At 34.5% G+C, this 18,996-nt stretch carries 16 protein-coding genes and 1 tRNA gene; 5 read left to right on the top strand and 12 right to left on the bottom strand.

The features are described from left to right. Positions 1–1,208 precede the first annotated feature (1,208 nt). From Cop2CBH44_RS03005 to Cop2CBH44_RS02955, 11 genes are all read right to left on the bottom strand, one after another. Positions 1,209–2,870: a leucine-rich repeat protein gene (locus Cop2CBH44_RS03005; protein ID WP_200755531.1), complete on the bottom strand. Its 1,662-nt coding sequence runs from the start codon at positions 2,868–2,870 to the stop codon at positions 1,209–1,211. 18 nt (positions 2,871–2,888) lie between these two features. Continuing rightward, positions 2,889–3,662, bottom strand: coding sequence for a hypothetical protein (locus Cop2CBH44_RS03000; protein WP_200755530.1), 774 nt, complete (start codon positions 3,660–3,662; stop codon positions 2,889–2,891). Between the two features lie 613 nt (positions 3,663–4,275). After that, on the bottom strand, positions 4,276–4,950 hold the full coding sequence (locus tag Cop2CBH44_RS02995) for a recombinase family protein (protein ID WP_200755529.1): 675 nt from the start codon (positions 4,948–4,950) through the stop codon (positions 4,276–4,278). Positions 4,951–5,057: 107 nt separating this feature from the next. Next, the gene (locus Cop2CBH44_RS02990) at positions 5,058–5,504 is read right to left on the bottom strand and encodes a JAB domain-containing protein (protein WP_200755528.1); all 447 of its coding nucleotides are present in this window, start codon (positions 5,502–5,504) and stop codon (positions 5,058–5,060) included. An 11-nt stretch (positions 5,505–5,515) separates the two neighbouring features. Beyond that, positions 5,516–5,791 (bottom strand): hypothetical protein, encoded by a 276-nt coding sequence (locus Cop2CBH44_RS02985; RefSeq protein WP_117572523.1) that lies wholly within the window; start codon positions 5,789–5,791, stop codon positions 5,516–5,518. Between the two features lie 84 nt (positions 5,792–5,875). Beyond that, a complete protein-coding gene (locus Cop2CBH44_RS02980; RefSeq protein ID WP_200755526.1) occupies positions 5,876–6,901 on the bottom strand; it encodes a DUF3871 family protein in 1,026 nt (341 codons plus the stop codon). A gap of 495 nt (positions 6,902–7,396) precedes the next feature. Beyond that, positions 7,397–9,217, bottom strand: coding sequence for a DEAD/DEAH box helicase family protein (locus Cop2CBH44_RS02975; protein ID WP_200755525.1), 1,821 nt, complete (start codon positions 9,215–9,217; stop codon positions 7,397–7,399). 56 nt (positions 9,218–9,273) lie between these two features. After that, a complete protein-coding gene (locus Cop2CBH44_RS02970) occupies positions 9,274–9,768 on the bottom strand; it encodes a hypothetical protein (RefSeq protein WP_200755524.1) in 495 nt (164 codons plus the stop codon). Then, entirely contained in the window at positions 9,765–10,250 is a 486-nt protein-coding gene (locus tag Cop2CBH44_RS02965; RefSeq protein ID WP_012055577.1) for a hypothetical protein, read from the bottom strand. Before Cop2CBH44_RS02965 ends, Cop2CBH44_RS02970 begins: the two co-directional genes overlap by 4 nt. A 529-nt stretch (positions 10,251–10,779) precedes the next feature. Continuing rightward, positions 10,780–11,994, bottom strand: coding sequence for a site-specific integrase (locus Cop2CBH44_RS02960; protein WP_200755523.1), 1,215 nt, complete (start codon positions 11,992–11,994; stop codon positions 10,780–10,782). 118 nt (positions 11,995–12,112) lie between these two features. Continuing rightward, positions 12,113–12,187: transfer RNA gene (locus Cop2CBH44_RS02955), tRNA-Pro, on the bottom strand. Between the two features lie 203 nt (positions 12,188–12,390). Between Cop2CBH44_RS02955 and aspS the strand changes: the two genes are divergently transcribed. From aspS to Cop2CBH44_RS02940, 3 genes are read left to right on the top strand one after another with little or no spacing between them, the layout of a single operon-like run. Beyond that, complete coding sequence (gene aspS / locus Cop2CBH44_RS02950; RefSeq protein WP_200755522.1) at positions 12,391–14,151, top strand: aspartate--tRNA ligase; 1,761 nt, start codon at positions 12,391–12,393, stop codon at positions 14,149–14,151. An 11-nt stretch (positions 14,152–14,162) separates the two neighbouring features. After that, the gene (locus Cop2CBH44_RS02945) at positions 14,163–15,257 is read left to right on the top strand and encodes a Nif3-like dinuclear metal center hexameric protein (RefSeq protein ID WP_021930194.1); all 1,095 of its coding nucleotides are present in this window, start codon (positions 14,163–14,165) and stop codon (positions 15,255–15,257) included. 4 nt (positions 15,258–15,261) lie between these two features. Further along, positions 15,262–16,023 carry a zinc ribbon domain-containing protein gene (locus Cop2CBH44_RS02940; protein WP_021930193.1) on the top strand — a complete coding sequence of 254 codons (762 nt, stop codon included), beginning with the start codon at positions 15,262–15,264 and terminating at the stop codon, positions 16,021–16,023. Positions 16,024–16,100: 77 nt separating this feature from the next. Here Cop2CBH44_RS02940 and Cop2CBH44_RS02935 read toward each other — a convergent pair whose 3' ends face one another. After that, positions 16,101–16,550, bottom strand: coding sequence for a type I restriction enzyme HsdR N-terminal domain-containing protein (locus tag Cop2CBH44_RS02935; protein WP_021930192.1), 450 nt, complete (start codon positions 16,548–16,550; stop codon positions 16,101–16,103). Between the two features lie 57 nt (positions 16,551–16,607). Between Cop2CBH44_RS02935 and Cop2CBH44_RS02930 the strand changes: the two genes are divergently transcribed. Together Cop2CBH44_RS02930 and holA are read left to right on the top strand one after the other, a co-directional pair. After that, positions 16,608–17,387, top strand: coding sequence for an AMP nucleosidase (locus tag Cop2CBH44_RS02930; protein ID WP_021930191.1), 780 nt, complete (start codon positions 16,608–16,610; stop codon positions 17,385–17,387). Positions 17,388–17,394: 7 nt separating this feature from the next. Further along, on the top strand, positions 17,395–18,417 hold the full coding sequence (gene holA, locus Cop2CBH44_RS02925; RefSeq protein WP_021930190.1) for a DNA polymerase III subunit delta: 1,023 nt from the start codon (positions 17,395–17,397) through the stop codon (positions 18,415–18,417). The last annotated feature ends 579 nt before the right edge of the window (positions 18,418–18,996 follow it).

The raw sequence follows: 18,996 nt of genomic DNA, 5'->3' as shown, positions 1-18,996 counted from the left end.
TAACTCAACGCATTCCAATTTATTTTTATGTTCTTGGAGATTGACGGATAATGTGTTTAGTGGTGGAAATGACAGTTATTTTGTTTATGCTAAACACATTATCTATAATAGAAACAAGAAATGAATAGTACATTTGGATCTTATTTCAATCTAATCAATCAGTTCTGTTAAATTAACAAAGCAAGTTGATTCTTATTTATCCGAACTTAATATTTTTATATGTTTGTCATAACAGTATATTACCGGATAACATAAAGTTTTCGAGTATTCCTACTAGGAAATGCAATAAATAATAGGGATGGGGGAAGCATATAAAAGGAAATTATTTCGAATAAACGACTGAATTATAAACAAAATCTTGAATGAAACTTTTTCCAAAATTAAGCCTTAATCAATAATAAAAGATTGTAGCAAACCTTTTATTTTGTTTTTGAAATCAAAAGAAATAAAAATAAAATAATATTTTTTCTTCCTGTAAGTTTTTCCTTTCAAAAAGAGTCATCCATAATTTTTGATAAGATTGAAACTCTATATTTGCTAATTGACTTATATCAAACATGCTAAAAAACTATAACTTTTTATTTTCTTGATACGGTCTTTAGTAGAACAATTTGAAATTGTTTTGATAAAATCCTAAGATTTGAAATTAATGAAGCTTCCTAAGCTTTAGTATTTTCATTCCATGATTTTTTTTTAAATGCTATCTGTCATCCTATTCATGGATACAGCTACTTCATAAGGTTGGAATCGTGCGAAATAAATAAAAAAGAGGAAGCCAATTTTACTTAACTTCCTCTTTTTTTCAGTGTCGGGGTACCAGGATTCGAACCTGGGACCCCCTGCTCCCAAAGCAGGTGCGCTAACCTTATTAATATCATTATTAAATAACTGGCATTAAATCGATTAGCTTATATCTACTTTTCGCTTAAATGAAGCGGTTTAACTCTTGGTTTAACTTAGAGGCAAAACAAGAAGTGTTTGACAATAATTTAATAATCTCTTTTGCAGAATAAACCTGCATTGCAAAAATAGCAATTATAAAATGAAGTTTCAAATATCTATATAGTTATTCAAAGTAAGCATAGTACTTTTTTGAATTGGGGTCTATAAAACTAACTTTTACTAAAAAAGGTACTAAAGGAAAAACAGATTTCCAATAATACCTTATTCTGAATAATAGTTGATAGTTTAAAAGTTACTACGTATAATTATTCTTCTACTATATTTTTAAAATCTCCCCATATTGGTGCTGCCCAATATTTAGTTGCACAACCTTTAGGAACATATAATGTGCCATTGTTAACAACTGGTGAGTGGTAAAATGGGTCTACAGCTGTAGGAGGGGTTGTACTAAGCATATGTACTTCTTGTAACTGAGGACAATCCAAAGCACCCCAATCTATTTGGGTTACACTTGCAGGAATATAAATAGATTTAATTGGGCAATCAGAGAAAGCCCAATTATCTATATGGGTTAGTGAATTACCTCCAAAAGTTATTGCTTTTAGAGATATACAATAACTGAAGGCAGAAGCTCCAATATAACTAACTTTAGAGGGTATTTGTATAGCTTCTAATTGAATGCAATTTCTAAAAGCTGCTGTACCAATGCTTCGGGTGTTTTTAGGCAATATGATGTTCTTTATCAAAGTGCTACCAAACATGCTTTCATCAATATCCTCATCTGTTCCATAACTTTTGTCTATTACAGTATTAGATAGGTCAAGAGCAATAATTTTGCCTTTACCACCTTTCGATTTTAATAATAATCCATTGATAAATGATATATCATCACTATTCAATCTACCCGAAACGATTAAAGAAGTAATTTGATATTTCTCACTTTCATCAATTAGTGAGGACAGAGTTCCTTCTGTTTTTACTTCAACACTTTTAGATGCAGATTTATTGGTCTGAATGATAGAAAGTTTCTGAATTAAATCAGAATTTTTATCCTTAATTAAAATTATACCGGTTCGGGGAGCTTCTGTTTCTGAAACACTTATGTATAATTTTTGAACTTTAGCTTGTGCATTTTCAATCTTATCCAATCTTATCCAATTATATGTTTTGTCAATTACAACCTCATATTCTGTATTTGTGGTAAGTAGGAATATGGCATTTCCACCTTCTTTCGGGAATGTCTCTTGCAGCTTATCTAATTCAATCAAACTTTTAGGAAGTTGCAAGATATGCAAAGAAGGAGCTAATGATTCGGTTACTATTCCATTTTTGGGTATAATGTATATATCACACTCTCGTTTATCATAGTTGAGATTAGGAGCAATGGTGAATTCAATATTGTTAGTTGAAATAGCTTTAGTTCTGTTTGAAAATTTTACCCAATCTTGATGCTCTGTTGGAATTTGTACATCATAGTCAATATTACTTGTAACTTCAATCTGATAATTTCCTCCGTTACTGTTAGATTTTATTAAGTCTGTTGATAATGAAATTACGTCATTTTGTTTCTGTTTTATTGTGAATGATTTGGATATATCACCAGTGGTTATTGTTATAGTCGCACTTCTTTCTTCTCCGCTTGTATTTTGAGCAATCATTAAGCGAGCATTTGTGAATGCAGACATAGACATATCGTTTGTTATATCCGTTGAAGCAGGATGATATTCGCACCAATCTTTTTGGCTATCATTATAGTTGATTGTAGAAGTCCAACTTTTGTTAGCTGTTACTGTGATTTCAAAATAGCATTGAAATGGAGAAGCTATGATACCTTCTGATAGGAAATTCTCTGCTTGTTGACAGTCTATTTCCAATAATGTAGGAATTTCTTCTTCTGAACTACAAGACCACAACCCTGCGCATACAGCAATCAATAATGAAGCTGTCAATAATCTAAATATTTTCATATCAAGTTAGCTATTAAATTAGGAATTATGAATATTGTTTTCTTTAATCCGTTTTATGATTCTGTCTTTAATCGGGTCAAGAATAAAAAAGCCAATAAAAAGAAATAAGGTTACTCCAGTGAAAGCAAAAACGACAATAATTTCTGTATTTTTTGTCCAACTGGAATAACTAAATTCATCAGAAAACAAATACCACACAATTAGAATAATGGGGGTAAGAAACATCTGTATCCATGCAATAGAAAGAACTGTTTGATAAAGCTTACTTTCTCTTAGAGCTTCTTCTATTAAAGCCTCTTCCGCTTCTTGTTTTCTCTGTTGTTCTTGTCGCTCACGTGCAACAATTTTATCATAGGTACGTTGTGCTAATAGTTGTTTTTCCTTTTCAAGTTCAAGTTGCTTTTTTCTGATAAAGTACTTCTCAATATCTGATAAACTTTTGGGAGCGAATGTATCTCTTTGCAATTCATCAATCATAAAAGAATATTGATTTGTTCCGTCTAACTGCAAAGCAAAAATTATATCATCAACAAACGCAGGATGCAACATATACGAAGCACTCTTTGTGCTGATTAAAATAGACTGGTTTACTGGAATATATTTCCATGTAGCATTAGTTACTTCTCCACTTACAGAGATTATCAGACTACCGTCATGCTGAAATAAATATATCTCTTTGCAACCGGAGTCATTGAAAACAGACCATGATTTAGAGCAAAGAATGGCTTCTACATCTAAACTCTCGCTAAATTTCTTATATCTATTAAGAATATCCAGTAAGTAGGTTTTCATATTTGCACCTTTATGCTCACCTGCTCCCTACAATGAGCCATAAATAAAAAAAGATGTGGGAACACTATTTGCTTTATCCTTGTAACTGGCTCTCGCATTGCCTTTGCTGTGGATAAAACAATAGCGACCCACACCAAAGGGCATATAGAAACCTCACAAAAATGAGGTAGGTATATATCCAAGTGTGGGTGCTACTGCTATCATCTTCACAGCGTTTCAAATTTGCGAGATTTGTTACAAGAAGATAATTTCAATAACACCTTTCGTTAAATATGTCCTTCCAACTCCTTGACGCATCAGTTCATTGGAATTGGTGCAAAGATAGCGAAAGGTTCTAAATTAATAGGCATGAAGTGTGGATTAATAGTAACTTCCATGCTCTCAAACATGGTCTGAACGGGATATTTAATAAGATTTGCATCCATACTCTGTAAATCCATGCGGGTATCAAAATGAAAACTCCCTTATAAGAAGTGAATTTTAGAAATTGTTACCCACATGAGTTGTAGAGTTAAACTCAGTTTCTCGGACTGAATTTAGAGGTGGGACAAATTTAGATTGGGGCATATAAGACTGACCTTGCTCTAAATTTGTCCTGCCTTTCAAAGCGGCTTCACGACATCAACCCTGCTCTGACAAGCAACCTCTTGACTTGTGTAATCTGAAACTTGCATCCCTTAGATGTAACAAAGCCTTGCTCATTTAACAGACAAGTCATTTCAGATAATGATTTACCTTGCATTGTGAGTGACCGTAACAGTGCTATCGCTCTCATGTTATTTGGATTGTTATCTGCTTTAGCCTTGTTGGTAACGATACTATTCTGAACAGCTTGTTCAAATTTATTCATCAAGTTCTCCGATTTACCAAGCTGCACACCTCTTACTTTTTTAGCTTGAAGTGATTGCTTGGTTCTCTGACTGATTAATCCTGCTTCATATTCGGCTATGCTGCTGATGATATGCAGAATTAATCTGTTGGCTTGTGGGAAGTCACAGAACACAATCTCAACATCACTTTCCAACAGCTTAGAAGTAAACGCTACATTTCTTGACAGTCTATCCAATTTAGCGACAATCAGAATAGAGTTCGTTTTCCTGCACATTGCCAAAGCTGCAAGAAGTTGAGGTCTGTTAGATTTCTTCCCACTCTCCGTTTCAATATATTCAGCAAGTATGGGCTTATGCTTCACATGATTGTGTATAATCTCCCGTTGTGCTTCTACACCAAGACCCGATATTTGTTGTTTCATAGTGGATTGCCTTAGATATGCTATGTATGTCTTCATGATTCACAATTATTAATAGTTGGTTACAAGTGCTGAATGTTCGTTCAGCTTATGTAAGTAAGGACACCCAACTTGAGAATTGAATGTCCTTTTTTTAAGATGATACTCTATAATTGTCCTTCATCAGCGAAGCTATAATATCCTGCATCTGTTAATATGAGGTGGTCTAAAACTGTAATTCTCATAAGTCTTGCAGCTTCTTTGACCTGTTTGGTAATCTCCATATCCTGCCTGCTTGGTTTCAGATTACCGCTTGGATGATTATGTGCAAGAATGATAGCTACTGAATTGGTGAGCAATGCAGCTTGCAGGATAACTCTTACATCAGCACAAGTTTCAGTAATTCCACCCTCTGATATGAGCGTGTAACCTAAAATTTGGCTGGCTTGGTTTAGGAACAGAACTTTAAAATATTCTTTGTAACAGATTGTACCTTCCTTATATGTAGGAAGCAAGTATTTATAAGCGTCCTCCGAACTATATATTTTATTCCGGCTTTTTGATGTGGATTTGTAAGTGAGTTCCACTTCTCCAACAGTATAATCCATATCCATAATTTCAAGTATTAAAATGGTCTATCGCCATATTCATAAACAAGAATTGAATTGCATACTCTATCGTAGAATGAGAACCCACAGCAAGTATGGAAGTAGCTTTCATAAACTGCTGCATATTCACCATGCTGCCTACTGTTCCTATCCAAAAATGAATCAAACTTATGCAGCCAATATTTAAGTGCTTGCAAGCGTTTGATGTATTGCAGATTGTTCTCACAGTAACATAATCTCTCTTGTAGAGAGGTGATATGATTGATAGCATTTTCAATTTTAGATTTATCCATTATTGTAATATTTGATGATTAATAAAATGAAGAAAGGACAACTAACTGAATAGCTGCCCTTTCCTCTGTCAATCAACAATCCACTCAGCCCAAGAACCAAGCGTATTTGTTATCAAGTCCTTGCAGGACATTGTTAATTCCTACACAGACTTCCGTAGCGTTTACGGCTCGTTGCAGATAAGTATCAATGTAGCTTCCCTTGTTAGCCTGCGTCAAAAGATTGTGGAAATCGAACATTGATATGGCGTTGTCCTTTGCCCCGAACACTTCGTTGTGATAGTAGTCGCGACAAGCTGAATTAATCTGACTGTCCGTAATCAGAAGTCTTGGAATAGCTTTCTGCCTTGCAGGTGATAATGCTTGAAACATCCTCATCCGACCAACAATCTGTGCAAATTGTGTCTCGGACAATGAAGTGTTGGTAAGTGTCTGCATCAAGTGGATTTCTTTTGCAGGATTGAAGCTGTGGAACAATTCAAGCACATTTCTGTAAAGTTCGCTGATATTGGTTACTTCCATATTGAACTTGACACCTTCTCCCGTTAAGATTTGATTGCTACAAATTCTAACTCTCCAGCCTACAAAACAAGAGAATTTCTCTAATCCCTTAGATGCACGATAAAGGTTGAGGTCTGAATAATTCCTCACTCCACCGATGCACAATTCAAGCCTTTGCCCTCTTACCGTTTCGATAATGGTTGGAATGGTAAAGGCAAATGCAAGACGTTGGTAGAATTGTGTCTTTTCACATTCTAACAGTTCACTTGCTTTCTTACCCAAACTTTGGGGAGTTCTACCACGTACAATGTGTGAAACTCTGATGTCCGGCTCGTTCACTCTTTCACCTGCATAGAATGAGCAAGCCGCATCGTGCACACATGAAATAAAGTCTTGGTGTGCGATAGTCAATTCTTGGTTAGCCCAAGTTGGAACAACGCATTTGTTTGTAAGCTCGTCCATAGTGATTGCATCGGTGTTGGCTTCCAAAAAGTTCACGCTCGGCTGTACAGTTGGTTCGTCTTGGATAATGGCAGCTTCTTCCGCATACTCGCCTAAGTTAAATCTCGATTGGTTCTGTGCCATGATAGGCATAATTTGTAATGCTTTCATAATGAATTTGAATTAAATGATTATTGATTGAATGGATTTAACAAGAACAAACCTTAAACACAAGTGAATTTCTTCGCTTGCATCTAAGGCTCGTTCTATGTCTTTCCCTAAATATTCTTTTAAAAGAAATTCGGAGCATTAGTAAATTATAGCTCGGCTACGGGAATAGAATTGTGAACATATACGCTGCTGACAAAAGGCATTCTTTTTCATGGATGATGTGAGGTAATAGTATCATCGTGAAGTAAAGAATGCTTTTTTCTTCCATAGCCATGAGGGGGTATAAAAAGGTAGTGTACCTCCGTTTTTATCATCCGGCACAGCATGGGGGAGTGAATTGCGACATGGAGATATGTTCAAATAAAAAAAGAGTCCTCACTTTCATTAGCAAAGACTCTTCGTTTATAAATAATTTGATAAAGCTAAATATTAATGATAGAGTACCTTTTTAAAACAGACCCTATAAAACTAACTTTCATCAAAAAAAGTACTATCCTATATTAATGGTTCTAATATTCTGATAGCTTTTTGATTTCCGATTTTACACTCTTGAATTTTGAAGAAATCTTTTATAGTCATGGCTGTAATCGCATTTTTAGGTGCAGTCTTAACCAATGCGTATAAACGCTTTAATTCTTTTTTGATATATTCACGAGTGTATTTCTCGCCAATCTTAAAGGAATTTTTAAGGAGTTGAACAAACTCTACTCCGCTTGTTTTTTCTCTATAGTTTTTCATAATCATGGCTTCTTTGATTTTTTTGAATGAATAATTGTTTACTTCAATAACTTCTTTGCCCACCGTATCGTAAGCATCAATAATAAAAGCATCAACTTGCCTAATGTCACTGATAAACGATTGCGCTAATGGGGAATTTCTGTCATCCTTCAATGATTCCAGTATTTCAATGATACGCTTTCGGTTTTCTTTGATAGAACTGCTCTTATCCATCAGTCTCAACCTTTCCTTATCGCCAAATTTGTAAAAAAGAGGTGATGTCTGTTCCGGTAAAAACAAACTGCTTTCCTTGTATCGGTTCACCACTGAATCAATATTGTTGTAGGCAGACTTAACCAATGCTTCATCAATAAAATTGTCAATCGCGAAATAGTTGGTCTTACCGTTTTTCAGCATCTGATTATATGGCAGTATATCCAACGCAGCCTTATAAGCATCTCGGCTTTCCGAAGATGTTGCACATTCATAGAGATTTTTAATCGTCTTGTAAGCATCCCTGCAACCTTTGAGATATTCCTTGATGCCTGCTTGGGTGCGTATCGGATAGTTCTCATTGGTATTGACAACATGAATGGCAAAAGAAGTTCCGTTTCTGAATCGTCCTATTGCTTGTACAGCATCAGTACATGGGTCAATGATTGTGTATTCTGCAAAATATGGTTCAGTGACAAATACTATATCGGGGTGTTCCTCCAGTTCAATATCCACAGAGGTATAAAATCTACATGTAAACCACATATAAGGCATTTTATATTTAATGTTCCAATGTTCATATGCCCGTTTAAATCCTTTTCCCTTCAACTTCTTAACTCTCTTTTCTGAGCAGAACACAGCGGACTCATTTTCAATTTCCAATTTGCTCATCAACTGGTGTATCATATCAACACTGTTGGCAAAGAAACAAATACTACGTGGTTGCTTTTGTTGTGCTTTTATTTGTGGTAGAATTTCTTTCAATGCTTCCAAAACATTGTTGGTCTGCACAATGCTGATAGGACGTTTGTAGTCAAAGGTCGGCTGTATTTCTACTATTTTGAAACCTTGACTTTCAAAACGTGGGTCACTCGGTAATATGGGAGTGGCTGAAACAAATGCCTTTTCTCTGAATTTAAAGAAATCATCCATAGGAAGAATTATATCTGCTCTGTAATCGACATCCTTTATCAGCTTGTCGCATTCATCGGATAGGAAGAAGCACATATTATATATGTCAAGTTCCAGTTCCTCGAAAGCACGTTTGATTTTAGTAAATCCTTCGGGAGTGCTTATCAACTTGATAAACTTTCCTGCGGCTAATGTCTTTTCAATATAATCAATGACTTCTTCTGTTGTCACCCCTTGCTTGACACCGAACAGATTGTCATTCTTATGCTTCGGGTCTTTGCACTTGCCAATGATAGGCGGAACATTGGGAACGATAATAACAGAATGTCGCTTAGCCTTTATTTCGGAGTAGGTTGCGCCCAATCCGGTTAATGTCTTACAAAGGATAGTGTTTGTTTCTATCTGTGGCAGGACTTCTGTCAAGTACTGGATTTTACCAGCTATCTTATATATAGGTATATATTCCTTTTTCATTTATGTGGATTTAAAAAGGAGAGAGGAAATTTGCACTTCCTCTGCTCCGTTTAGATTTAACGAATTAACCCTTTCTCTTGCAAGTACGAAACAATATCCTCGTCTCGGTTTATAAAGAAGAAGATGTTACCGAACTTGAAGTTGGCTACTGCTGTTAGTTGCCCTCTACGGTCTCTGAACTCGGGTGTAAACTGAATGTTTACAGCCTTACTTTCCACAAACAGTTTGAGCATATTCTTTCGATACTCGTTACCGTTGGTTTGGTCTGACTGCTGAATTTCGGATGGTTCTACTCCAAAGTCCTCACTCTTGCCAGTAGAAAGGTATGTCATAAGCCAGTTTGCAGATTCATCGTTCAACTGATACGCGAAGCGTTTCACGTATGTGCTTTCGACCTTTATCACTTCGTAGCCGTCCTCGTCAATGTCGAAGAAGATGTTCAATCTGTCAAAGCGTGACATCATGGACTTCAATTCTTCATGCGCAGCCACATTATTATATGGTTCGCGGTTGCCAATGCCGGAAACCTTTTCAAAACTGAATTGAATCATTCTTTATCCTCCTTGTCGTCATGTTTAGGGTCAATCAGCCAACCGATTCTACGGATAGTTGCATCTTGAAAATCTTCATCTGCTTTACTCAAAAAGAAATGTTCTCCTCGCTGCCACACTTTGAACACACTACAATTTAGGCGTTGCTGAATTTCCGAGAGTGTAGCATCTACTCTATCCGCATTAAAATCCTCGACTGTTGCAAGAAAAACATCTTCCGGATTAGTTTTGCAAGTCAAATCAACTAACATCATGAACTGCCATTTCCCATAGGCTAAGTCATTGAAAAAATCTAGTTTATCGTCTGTTGTTCCATTAAGCACTCTTTGGGTTAAAGCCTTTTTTTCTTGTTCATTTAAAAAGACGGATAACCATTCTGGCACCAGTGCTAATCTAGATTGTAGTTCTGCAACTCTTGTACCCTCATTTCCGTACATCGTTTCAATGTCACGAAGCGTGATTTCTTTTTTTTGTTTTTTCATCGTTTTATTTTTTTTAATTAAAAGATGAAGCGTATGGACACAAAAAAAGCCACTAATTTCATATTCTGAATTTGTAATGCAACATACCCTGCTTCGACCGGATAATAGCCGAACACATAAATTATGTACTTTACAATTTTAACTTCAGAGCAATCCTTTTGATTGCCTTATGAAATTAACAGCGTTCTTTTCGTCCATGCATACCATACGAGGGAATCATGAAGAACAAGATGCTTGTAATAAAGAAGATAAATCTTCTGTTGTGATATGGTTGAAATAGAGTTTTACAACTCCGTACGCAAGTTTAAATCTTTCAAATCAACCTCACTTTAAATTAGTGGTAATCAATGTACCTTTTCGCTTAAACAACTTTTTGTTTTTCGATGCAAAGGTACAGCTATTTTTTAATTCACAAAATGGATTTCAAAACATTTTTGCTCTACATATGCACATATAACATTCATTGATAACCTTTTAACGGAAACAAAGAGTTCCACCTTATTATATATAGGGCAGAACTCTTTTTAAGTTACAGCAAATTCTTCATTGCTTCATCTACTTGCTCGTTGTCGAAGCTATCCAAATATATTTGAGTAGTCGCCAAGTCTGAATGCCCCAATGCTTCACTTATCAATGCAATGTTTACACCTGATTTCTTTAGGACACTTGCGAACGAATGGCGAGCGACATAAGTCGTAATATTAGCTTCAATTCCCAATCGTTTACCAAGTATTCTTAGAATCTCATTCACCTTGCCGCGTATTTTATGAATTCTATTCTGCTTCTGTAAAGCTGTTTTATGGACTTTTACATTCAATATCGGGAATAGATAACCATTACTCTCATCGGTGTATTTTTTTATAATTTGCATAGCTTCTTGGGGCATTCCAATCTTGATTAGCTTACCAGTTTTCTGACGGATATAGCGTAACCTACCATTGACGATATTCTCTTGTGTTAAATTGGCAATATCAGTAAAGTTTATACCGCCACACAGATAGCTGAATATAAAAATGTCTTTACTTAACTCCACATATTTTTTTTGTCCTATCGGTTGGGAAGTTTCTGTAAACTTCAACATATCTGTTTTAGCTATGGCTCTCTTTTGAGTAGAAGTGTCGAATTTACTGATTTTATATTCTTGAAAAGGATAATCAGACAAATGGGCACATCTTTCTTTTATTGCTTTATTATATGTGCTTCGTAAGGTACGGAACATTAAACTGATTGTTGTTTCTTTGTTGCCATTACTTCGGAGCCACTTTTCATATTTTTCGAGCCATGCCACATTTATGGTATTAAATGGTATTTCTAACTTTCCATTAGTAAATCTTTTCAAAGAGTTATAGGAATTAAGGTAAACCAGCCTATTGCCACATTTGTTGTTAATCTCACATTGAGCAATTATTTCTTTATAAAAGCAATCTACGGTTTTAGCAACCAGTAGCTTTTCATTTGCTTCAATCAAAGTTGCAGCCGAGTATTCTTTTTGGTCGGACTTTATTTCAAGCATTTTCTTTTGAAGTTCCAGCTTCTTATCAAGAATAATCTTTTGAAGATACTCCAAGTTAGGACATTTAGGTTTCGGCTTATTTTTCTGAAAGTCCCAAAACTTGGGATTTACAGATATTCCCAAACTTTGGTATTTCTTCTTTCCGTCTTTACTGATACGAAGCATTAGAGGGTGTTCGCCATTAGATAAAGTCTTGGATTTGTAACAAACCACTGAAATTGTAGCATCCATGTTCATTTTTGGTTTAACTCTCGGTTTAACTCACCCGGTTAAACCAAAGGTAAACTACCCCAAATCAAGCAACAAAAAAAGGAGCTACATTTTACTGTAACTCCTTGATTCTTATCAGTCGGGGTACCAGGATTCGAACCTGGGACCCCCTGCTCCCAAAGCAGGTGCGCTAACCGGACTGCGCTACACCCCGTTGATTTCTCAATTGCAGTGCAAAGATACTGCTTTTTTTTATACTTGCAATACTTTATTGAAAATTTATCGAAAAAAACTTTCACTTTACTTTGCTTGTATAAATAATGATTTGTTATAATTTTGCATAAATATTACAGTTACAATGCTATTGAGAATATTTAGTTGTAATATCAAAAATTGCCAAATCTAAAAAATAATTATATGTTTAGAACTCAAACTTGTGGAGAATTACGTTTGAAGGACGTAGACAAAACTGTAACCTTATCTGGATGGGTACAACGCACTCGTAAAATGGGAGGGATGACCTTTGTCGATATTAGAGACAGATACGGTGTTACACAGTTGGTATTCAATCAAGAAATTAATCCTACGTTATGTAATGAAGCCAATAAATTAGGTCGTGAATATGTAATTCAAGTAACAGGAATTGTAAAGGAACGGTCTAATAAAAATTTTCATATTCCGACGGGTGAAATTGAAATTATTGTATCAGAACTGAAAGTATTACATTCGTCTGATATTCCTCCATTTACGATAGAAGATGATACAGATGGAGGAGATGACTTACGTATGCAGTATCGTTATCTTGATTTGCGACGCAATTGTGTGCGGCAAAATCTGGAGCTCAGGCATAAAATGGCCTTTGAAATTCGCCGTTACCTTGATGAGCAAAATTTTTTGGAAGTAGAAACTCCTATCTTGATAAAATCGACACCTGAAGGCGCACGAGATTTCATTGTACCGTCAAGAATGAATCCCGGTCAGTTTTATGCTCTTCCACAATCTCCTCAAACATTAAAACAACTTTTGATGGTTTCAGGATTTGATCGTTATTTTCAAATTGCCAAATGTTTCAGAGATGAAGATTTGAGGGCAGACAGACAACCTGAATTTACTCAAGTAGATTGTGAAATGTCATTTGTCGAACAAGAAGATATTCTCCAAATTTTCGAGGGGTTAATGAAACACCTTTTCTATTACATTAAAGGTATAGATATGAAAGAGCCTTTTCCTAGAATGTTATGGAGTGATGCCATGAAATATTATGGCAGTGACAAACCCGATATCCGTTTCGGTATGCGTTTTGTAGAATTGAAAGACTTAACTGAAGGGAGAGGATTTAGTGTTTTTGATAGTGCGCCATATGTTGCAGGAATTTGCGCTGAAGGTTGTGCTACATATACAAGAAAACAATTGGATGGATTGACAGATTTTGTAAAAAGACCACAGATTGGGGCGAAAGGTTTAGTATATGTTCGCTGTGAAGCCAGAGGTTCATATAAATCGTCTGTAGATAAATTTTATTCACAAGAAGATTTAAAAATGTGGGCAAAGCGTTTTGATGCAAAAGAGGGAGATTTGTTATTGATACTTTGCGGAGATAAGGCGAAAACGCAAAAAGCATTGGGAGAATTACGACTTGAAATGGGGAATCGCTTAGGGTTGAGGAATAAAGACGTTTATGCTCCCTTATGGGTCATAGATTTTCCGATGTTCGAATGGGACGATGAAACAAATCGTTTTTATGCAATGCACCATCCCTTTACATCTCCCAAAAGTGAAGATGTTCCTTTATTAGAAACTGACCCAGGCAAAGTAAGAGCTAATGCTTATGATATGGTTATCAATGGAGTTGAATTGGGTGGTGGTTCTATCCGTATTCATGATAGCCAACTGCAAGATAAAATGTTCAAAATACTTGGTTTTACCGAGGAACAAGCACAAGAGCAATTTGGATTCTTAATGAATGCTTTTAAATATGGAGCTCCTCCTCATGGAGGTTTAGCATTTGGACTCGACAGGATGGTGTCCATGTTTGCAGGTTTAGATTCTATCCGTGATTGTATTGCATTTCCTAAAAATAACTCGGGTAAAGACACCATGTTAGATGCTCCTTCGGCAATTGACTCTTTCCAACTTGAAGAATTGCAACTTAAGCTCGAACCTAAAGCCAAAAATTAAAGTTGATTCGAATGAAAATTTCCGAAATAATCGATGCAATAGAAACCATAGCTCCTCTTGCTTTACAAGAAAGTTATGATAATGCAGGCATACAGGTAGGAGATAAATCGGTCGAAGCTTCATCTGCTCTTCTTTGTCTTGATGTAACTGAAGAAGTGATAGATGAAGCAATATCTATTGGTGCTAATTTGATAATAGCTCATCATCCATTACTATTTAAGGGAATAAAATCGATAACGGGGAGTAATTATATTGAACGGATACTGATAAAAGCTATACAAAATAATATCGTAATTTATGCTTCTCACACTAATATGGACAACGCATATAACGGTGTTAATTATAAAATTGCGAAAATAATAGGCTTAGACTCCCTACAAATACTTGACCCTTTACAAGGACGATTGTTAAAATTAGCAACGTATGTACCGAAAAAATTCACCGAATCTGTTAGAAATGCTCTATTTAACGCTGGTGCCGGTTATATAGGCAACTATGATAACTGCAGTTATACAATAAAAGGGGAAGGAACATTTAGAGCAGGGGAGAATGCTCATCCTTTTTGTGGAGAAATTGGTCAAATGCACAAAGAAGAAGAGGCAAAAATAGAAGTCATTTTTCCCGATTATAAAAAAGTATCTGTTATTAAAGCTTTATTGGCCATTCATCCTTATGAAGAACCAGCTTTTGATATATTACCTTTAAATAATTCTTGGAATCATGCAGGAAGTGGCATAATCGGAAATCTCAGTACAGAAACCGATGCTATCGATTTTTTAAAAGACGTAAAATCAAAATTCCAGGTAAAAAGCATTAAGCATTCTTCAATTTTAGATAAGAAGATAAAAAGAGTTGCTTTATGTGGTGGGGCAGGGTCTTTTTTGATTCCTAAAGCAATTTCGTTAGGAGCAGATATATTCCTTACGGGAGAAATCAAATATCACGATTATTTCGGTAATAACGATCGTATTATTTTGGCTGAATTGGGTCATTATGAGAGCGAACAATATACAAAAGATATTTTTTGTGATATTATTACAAAAAAATTCCCTACATTTGCAGTTCATTATACTAAGGTAGAAACAAATCCGATAAATTATTTGTAAGCATATGGCTACTGATAAAACAAAAGTTGAAAAAGAATATACAGTGGAAGACCGCCTAAAAGCCCTGTATGAATTACAAACTATGCTTTCTGAGATTGACAGAATCAAGACTTTACGTGGAGAACTGCCTCTCGAAGTTCAGGACCTGGAGGACGAAATAGCGGGTCTAGAAACTCGTGTACAGAATTTTCATACTGAAATAGAAGAATTGCAAGCTGCTGTTGCTGCAAAAAAAGTAGAAATTCAAAATGCGCAAACTTTAATCGATAAGTATACAGCTCAGCAAGACAATGTTAGAAACAATCGTGAGTTTGATTTTTTGACCAAAGAAATCGAATATCAATCACTCGAAATCGAACTATGTGAAAAACGAATCCGAGAATTTACAGCACAAGAGAAAGCAAAAAGAGAAGATGTCGAAAATTGCCAGGCTCTTTTAGATGACAGAAAACATGATTTGATCGAGAAAAAGAGTGAATTAGATGAGATTGTTTCAGAAACAAAACAAGATGAAGAAAAGCTTCGAGAAAAGGCAAAAAAACTGGAACAACATATTGAACCTCGTTTGCTAGCAGCATTTAAACGTATTCGTAAAAATGCCCGTAATGGCTTAGCTGTCGTATATATACAACGTGATGCTTGCGGTGGATGTTTTAATAAAATTCCGCCACAAAGACAATTAGACATCAAATTGCGTAAAAAAATTATTGTTTGCGAGTATTGTGGTCGTATTATGATTGATCCAGAATTGGCCGGTGTAGAATAATAAATTTTTATATAGTAAAATAAAGACGGGTATTATATCAGAGTTATAATCCCGTTTTTATTTTATATAATTGACTGTTATAATTCATTATAATCTGGTATTTCTTTTAAGAAATGAGGACACATATCATCATAATCCATTACACAACAATAGTGATTAATGCCATTTGAAACTACCAGATATTTCACTTTTAAGGCTATATTATAGCGAATAACTTGATCAAATACTTCCTGGTTCAATGTAATATGAGGAGCCTTATATTCTATAATCATAAGCGGACTTCCGTATATATCATATATAACAGTATCACATCTTCGGTTTTGTCCATTCAGTCGAAGAGATATTTCATTTCCTATAAGCCCCAAAGGATACCCTTTATAAGATATTAAATAGGAAACAAAGTGTTGGCGTACCCATTCTTCAGGAGTAAGAGCAATGTAACGTTTTCTAATAATATCAAAAATAAACAGCCTATCTTTTTCTTTCTTTATTTTATAATCAAAAGACGGTAAATTCAGAACTGTCATACTTTATATTTGTTCTTAAACATAGAATTCTGTATTTTTACTCAAAATTAGCGAAAAATGAAAACAAAACAAGAAATTGTAGAAAATTGGTTGCCCCGATATACCAAAAGAAAAATTGAAAATTTCTCAAAACATATATTATTGACCAATTTTTCTAAATATGTGGAGATATTTGCCAATCATTTTAATGTGCCTATATTAGGTGAAGATGGAAATATGCCTAATGCCTCAGCAGAAGGTGTAACTATTATAAATTTCGGAATGGGAAGTGCTAATGCTGCAACTGTAATGGATTTATTAAGTGCCATACAGCCTAAAGCTGTCTTATTTTTAGGAAAATGTGGGGGATTAAAAAAAGTAAATAAATTAGGAGATTATATATTGCCCATAGCTGCTATACGTGGAGAAGGGGCTTCAAATGACTATTTTCCACCGGAGGTACCGGCATTACCGGCATTCAGTTTACAACGAGCCGTTTCAACTACTGTAAGAAACCATGGCAAGGATTATTGGACAGGTACAGTATATACAACAAATCGTCGTGTATGGGAATATGATGACGAATTTAAAAACTATTTGAGAAAAACTCGTAGTATGGCAATAGATATGGAAACTGCAACCCTCTTTACAGTGGGGTTTGCCAATCAAATTCCGGTGGGTGCATTGCTACTGGTAACAGACCAGCCGATGATTTCTACTGGAGTAAAAACTGAAGAAAGCGACATGATTGTAACTCGCAATTTTGTCGATGAACACGTTATGATAGGTTTTGAATCTTTGAAAATGATTATTGATAAAAGAACTACGGTAAAACACCTTCGGTTCGAAGAAGAATGAAATGATAATGGCAAAGAAAGAATCCAATCAACATTTACAAATCATATCTGATATTCAGCAAAAAAAATTCAAGCCTGTTTATTTTTTAATGGGCCCGGAGCCTTATTATATCGACCTGATAACCAATACTATTATAGAAAATGCATTGGATGAAGCTGATCGGGATTTTAACCAAACAATTGTTTATGGTTCAGATGTAAATATGGCTTCAGTAATAAATGCTGCAAAGAGATATCCGATGATGGCTGTTCGTCAGTTAGTAGTGGTAAAAGAGGCTCAGCAACTTGATAAGATGGAAGAGCTAAGCTATTATTTACAAAAACCACAAAAGAGTACAATATTAGTCTTAAATTATAAATATGGAACTTTAAAGAATAAAAAACTATTGGCCGAAATAGAAAAAATCGGAGTTCTATACGAATCAAAAAAACTATATGATTACCAACTTCCAGGTTTTATAAATAATTATTTTTTACAGAAAGGGTATTCTATCGGGCAAAAAGAATGTACAATGCTTAGCGATGCTATTGGTACAGATTTAAGCCGGTTAACAGGGGAAATGGAAAAGTTGCTAATATCCTTGCCTAGAGAAGAAAAAAGAATCACTGCAAATCATATAGAATCTAATATAGGTATCAGTAAAGATTTTAATAATTTCGAATTATTAAATGCTGTTATAAATCGAAATTACTATAAAGCATCTCAGATTATTCAATATTTTGAAAAGAATCCCAAAGCCAACCCTTTTATCGTAACAATAAGCGTATTATTCAATTTTTTCTCAAATCTAATGCTTTTGTACTTCATTCCCAATAAGTCAGAAGCGAGTATTTCAACTGAGCTTAAATTAAAAAATATCTACCAAGCTAAAGATTATATGATTGCTTTACGCAATTATAATGCTTATAAATGTATTGATATAATTTCCTTGATAAGAATTTATGATACTCGGTCAAAAGGAGTTGGTACAGCCCCAGGAACAGCCGATTCTGATTTACTTAAAGAATTAATATTCAAGATAATGCATTAAATAAAAATAAAATTTTTAATGTTATACATCATCTATTAGCCTAAAATCCTTTCAATATTTTTTATCAATTAACCCCAGAGTATGAAATATCAAAATACTGTGGGGTTAATTTCTATATTGTTCAAATTTAATTTATATTCATATTTGCAAATGTGAATATAATATTATTATTTTCATTTGTAATATTTAAAGTTGAATAGTTAAAGTGAAGAAATTGAAATTTGCAAATGAAAACAATTAAAAATTACAATATTAGATGAGATTATAAGAAAAATGCATAAAGGGATATCTTAAATATAATATCTGAATTATTTATTATCTAATTTATTAATTATTAATATTTTGATTATATAATTATAAAGTTATACTTTAGGTTTATTGTTCTCTATATCGAAATTATCTAAATCTGACAAAATGAAGCCACTATTTATAATAAGTATATATATGTATATCAGATGTATATTATAATAAATATAAACTTATACTTTAATAATATGTATGGTTGTGATTTATGAAATTCATAAACGAAATTTATAACTTGCCGATTTGGTATTTTGTATTCACAAATGAAATTTGCAA

The organism is Coprobacter secundus subsp. similis (assembly GCF_015097275.1).
GTDB classification, from domain to species: Bacteria; Bacteroidota; Bacteroidia; order Bacteroidales; family Coprobacteraceae; genus Coprobacter; species Coprobacter secundus.
The sequence above is the reverse complement of the archived record's forward strand: the minus strand, read 5'-3'. Positions and strand labels throughout refer to the sequence as shown.

Coding starts and splice junctions, on each gene's coding strand:
- Cop2CBH44_RS02990 (WP_200755528.1), bottom strand. CDS start 5,504: ATGGATATGGATTATACTGTTGGAGAAGTGGAACTCACTTACAAATCC.
- aspS (WP_200755522.1), top strand. CDS start 12,391: ATGTTTAGAACTCAAACTTGTGGAGAATTACGTTTGAAGGACGTAGAC.
- Cop2CBH44_RS03000 (WP_200755530.1), bottom strand. CDS start 3,662: ATGAAAACCTACTTACTGGATATTCTTAATAGATATAAGAAATTTAGC.
- Cop2CBH44_RS02985 (WP_117572523.1), bottom strand. CDS start 5,791: ATGGATAAATCTAAAATTGAAAATGCTATCAATCATATCACCTCTCTA.
- Cop2CBH44_RS02940 (WP_021930193.1), top strand. CDS start 15,262: ATGGCTACTGATAAAACAAAAGTTGAAAAAGAATATACAGTGGAAGAC.
- Cop2CBH44_RS02930 (WP_021930191.1), top strand. CDS start 16,608: ATGAAAACAAAACAAGAAATTGTAGAAAATTGGTTGCCCCGATATACC.
- Cop2CBH44_RS02980 (WP_200755526.1), bottom strand. CDS start 6,901: ATGAAAGCATTACAAATTATGCCTATCATGGCACAGAACCAATCGAGA.
- Cop2CBH44_RS02970 (WP_200755524.1), bottom strand. CDS start 9,768: ATGATTCAATTCAGTTTTGAAAAGGTTTCCGGCATTGGCAACCGCGAA.
- Cop2CBH44_RS02960 (WP_200755523.1), bottom strand. CDS start 11,994: ATGGATGCTACAATTTCAGTGGTTTGTTACAAATCCAAGACTTTATCT.
- Cop2CBH44_RS02965 (WP_012055577.1), bottom strand. CDS start 10,250: ATGAAAAAACAAAAAAAAGAAATCACGCTTCGTGACATTGAAACGATG.
- holA (WP_021930190.1), top strand. CDS start 17,395: ATGGCAAAGAAAGAATCCAATCAACATTTACAAATCATATCTGATATT.
- Cop2CBH44_RS02975 (WP_200755525.1), bottom strand. CDS start 9,217: ATGAAAAAGGAATATATACCTATATATAAGATAGCTGGTAAAATCCAG.
- Cop2CBH44_RS02935 (WP_021930192.1), bottom strand. CDS start 16,550: ATGACAGTTCTGAATTTACCGTCTTTTGATTATAAAATAAAGAAAGAA.
- Cop2CBH44_RS02945 (WP_021930194.1), top strand. CDS start 14,163: ATGAAAATTTCCGAAATAATCGATGCAATAGAAACCATAGCTCCTCTT.
- Cop2CBH44_RS03005 (WP_200755531.1), bottom strand. CDS start 2,870: ATGAAAATATTTAGATTATTGACAGCTTCATTATTGATTGCTGTATGC.
- Cop2CBH44_RS02995 (WP_200755529.1), bottom strand. CDS start 4,950: ATGAAGACATACATAGCATATCTAAGGCAATCCACTATGAAACAACAA.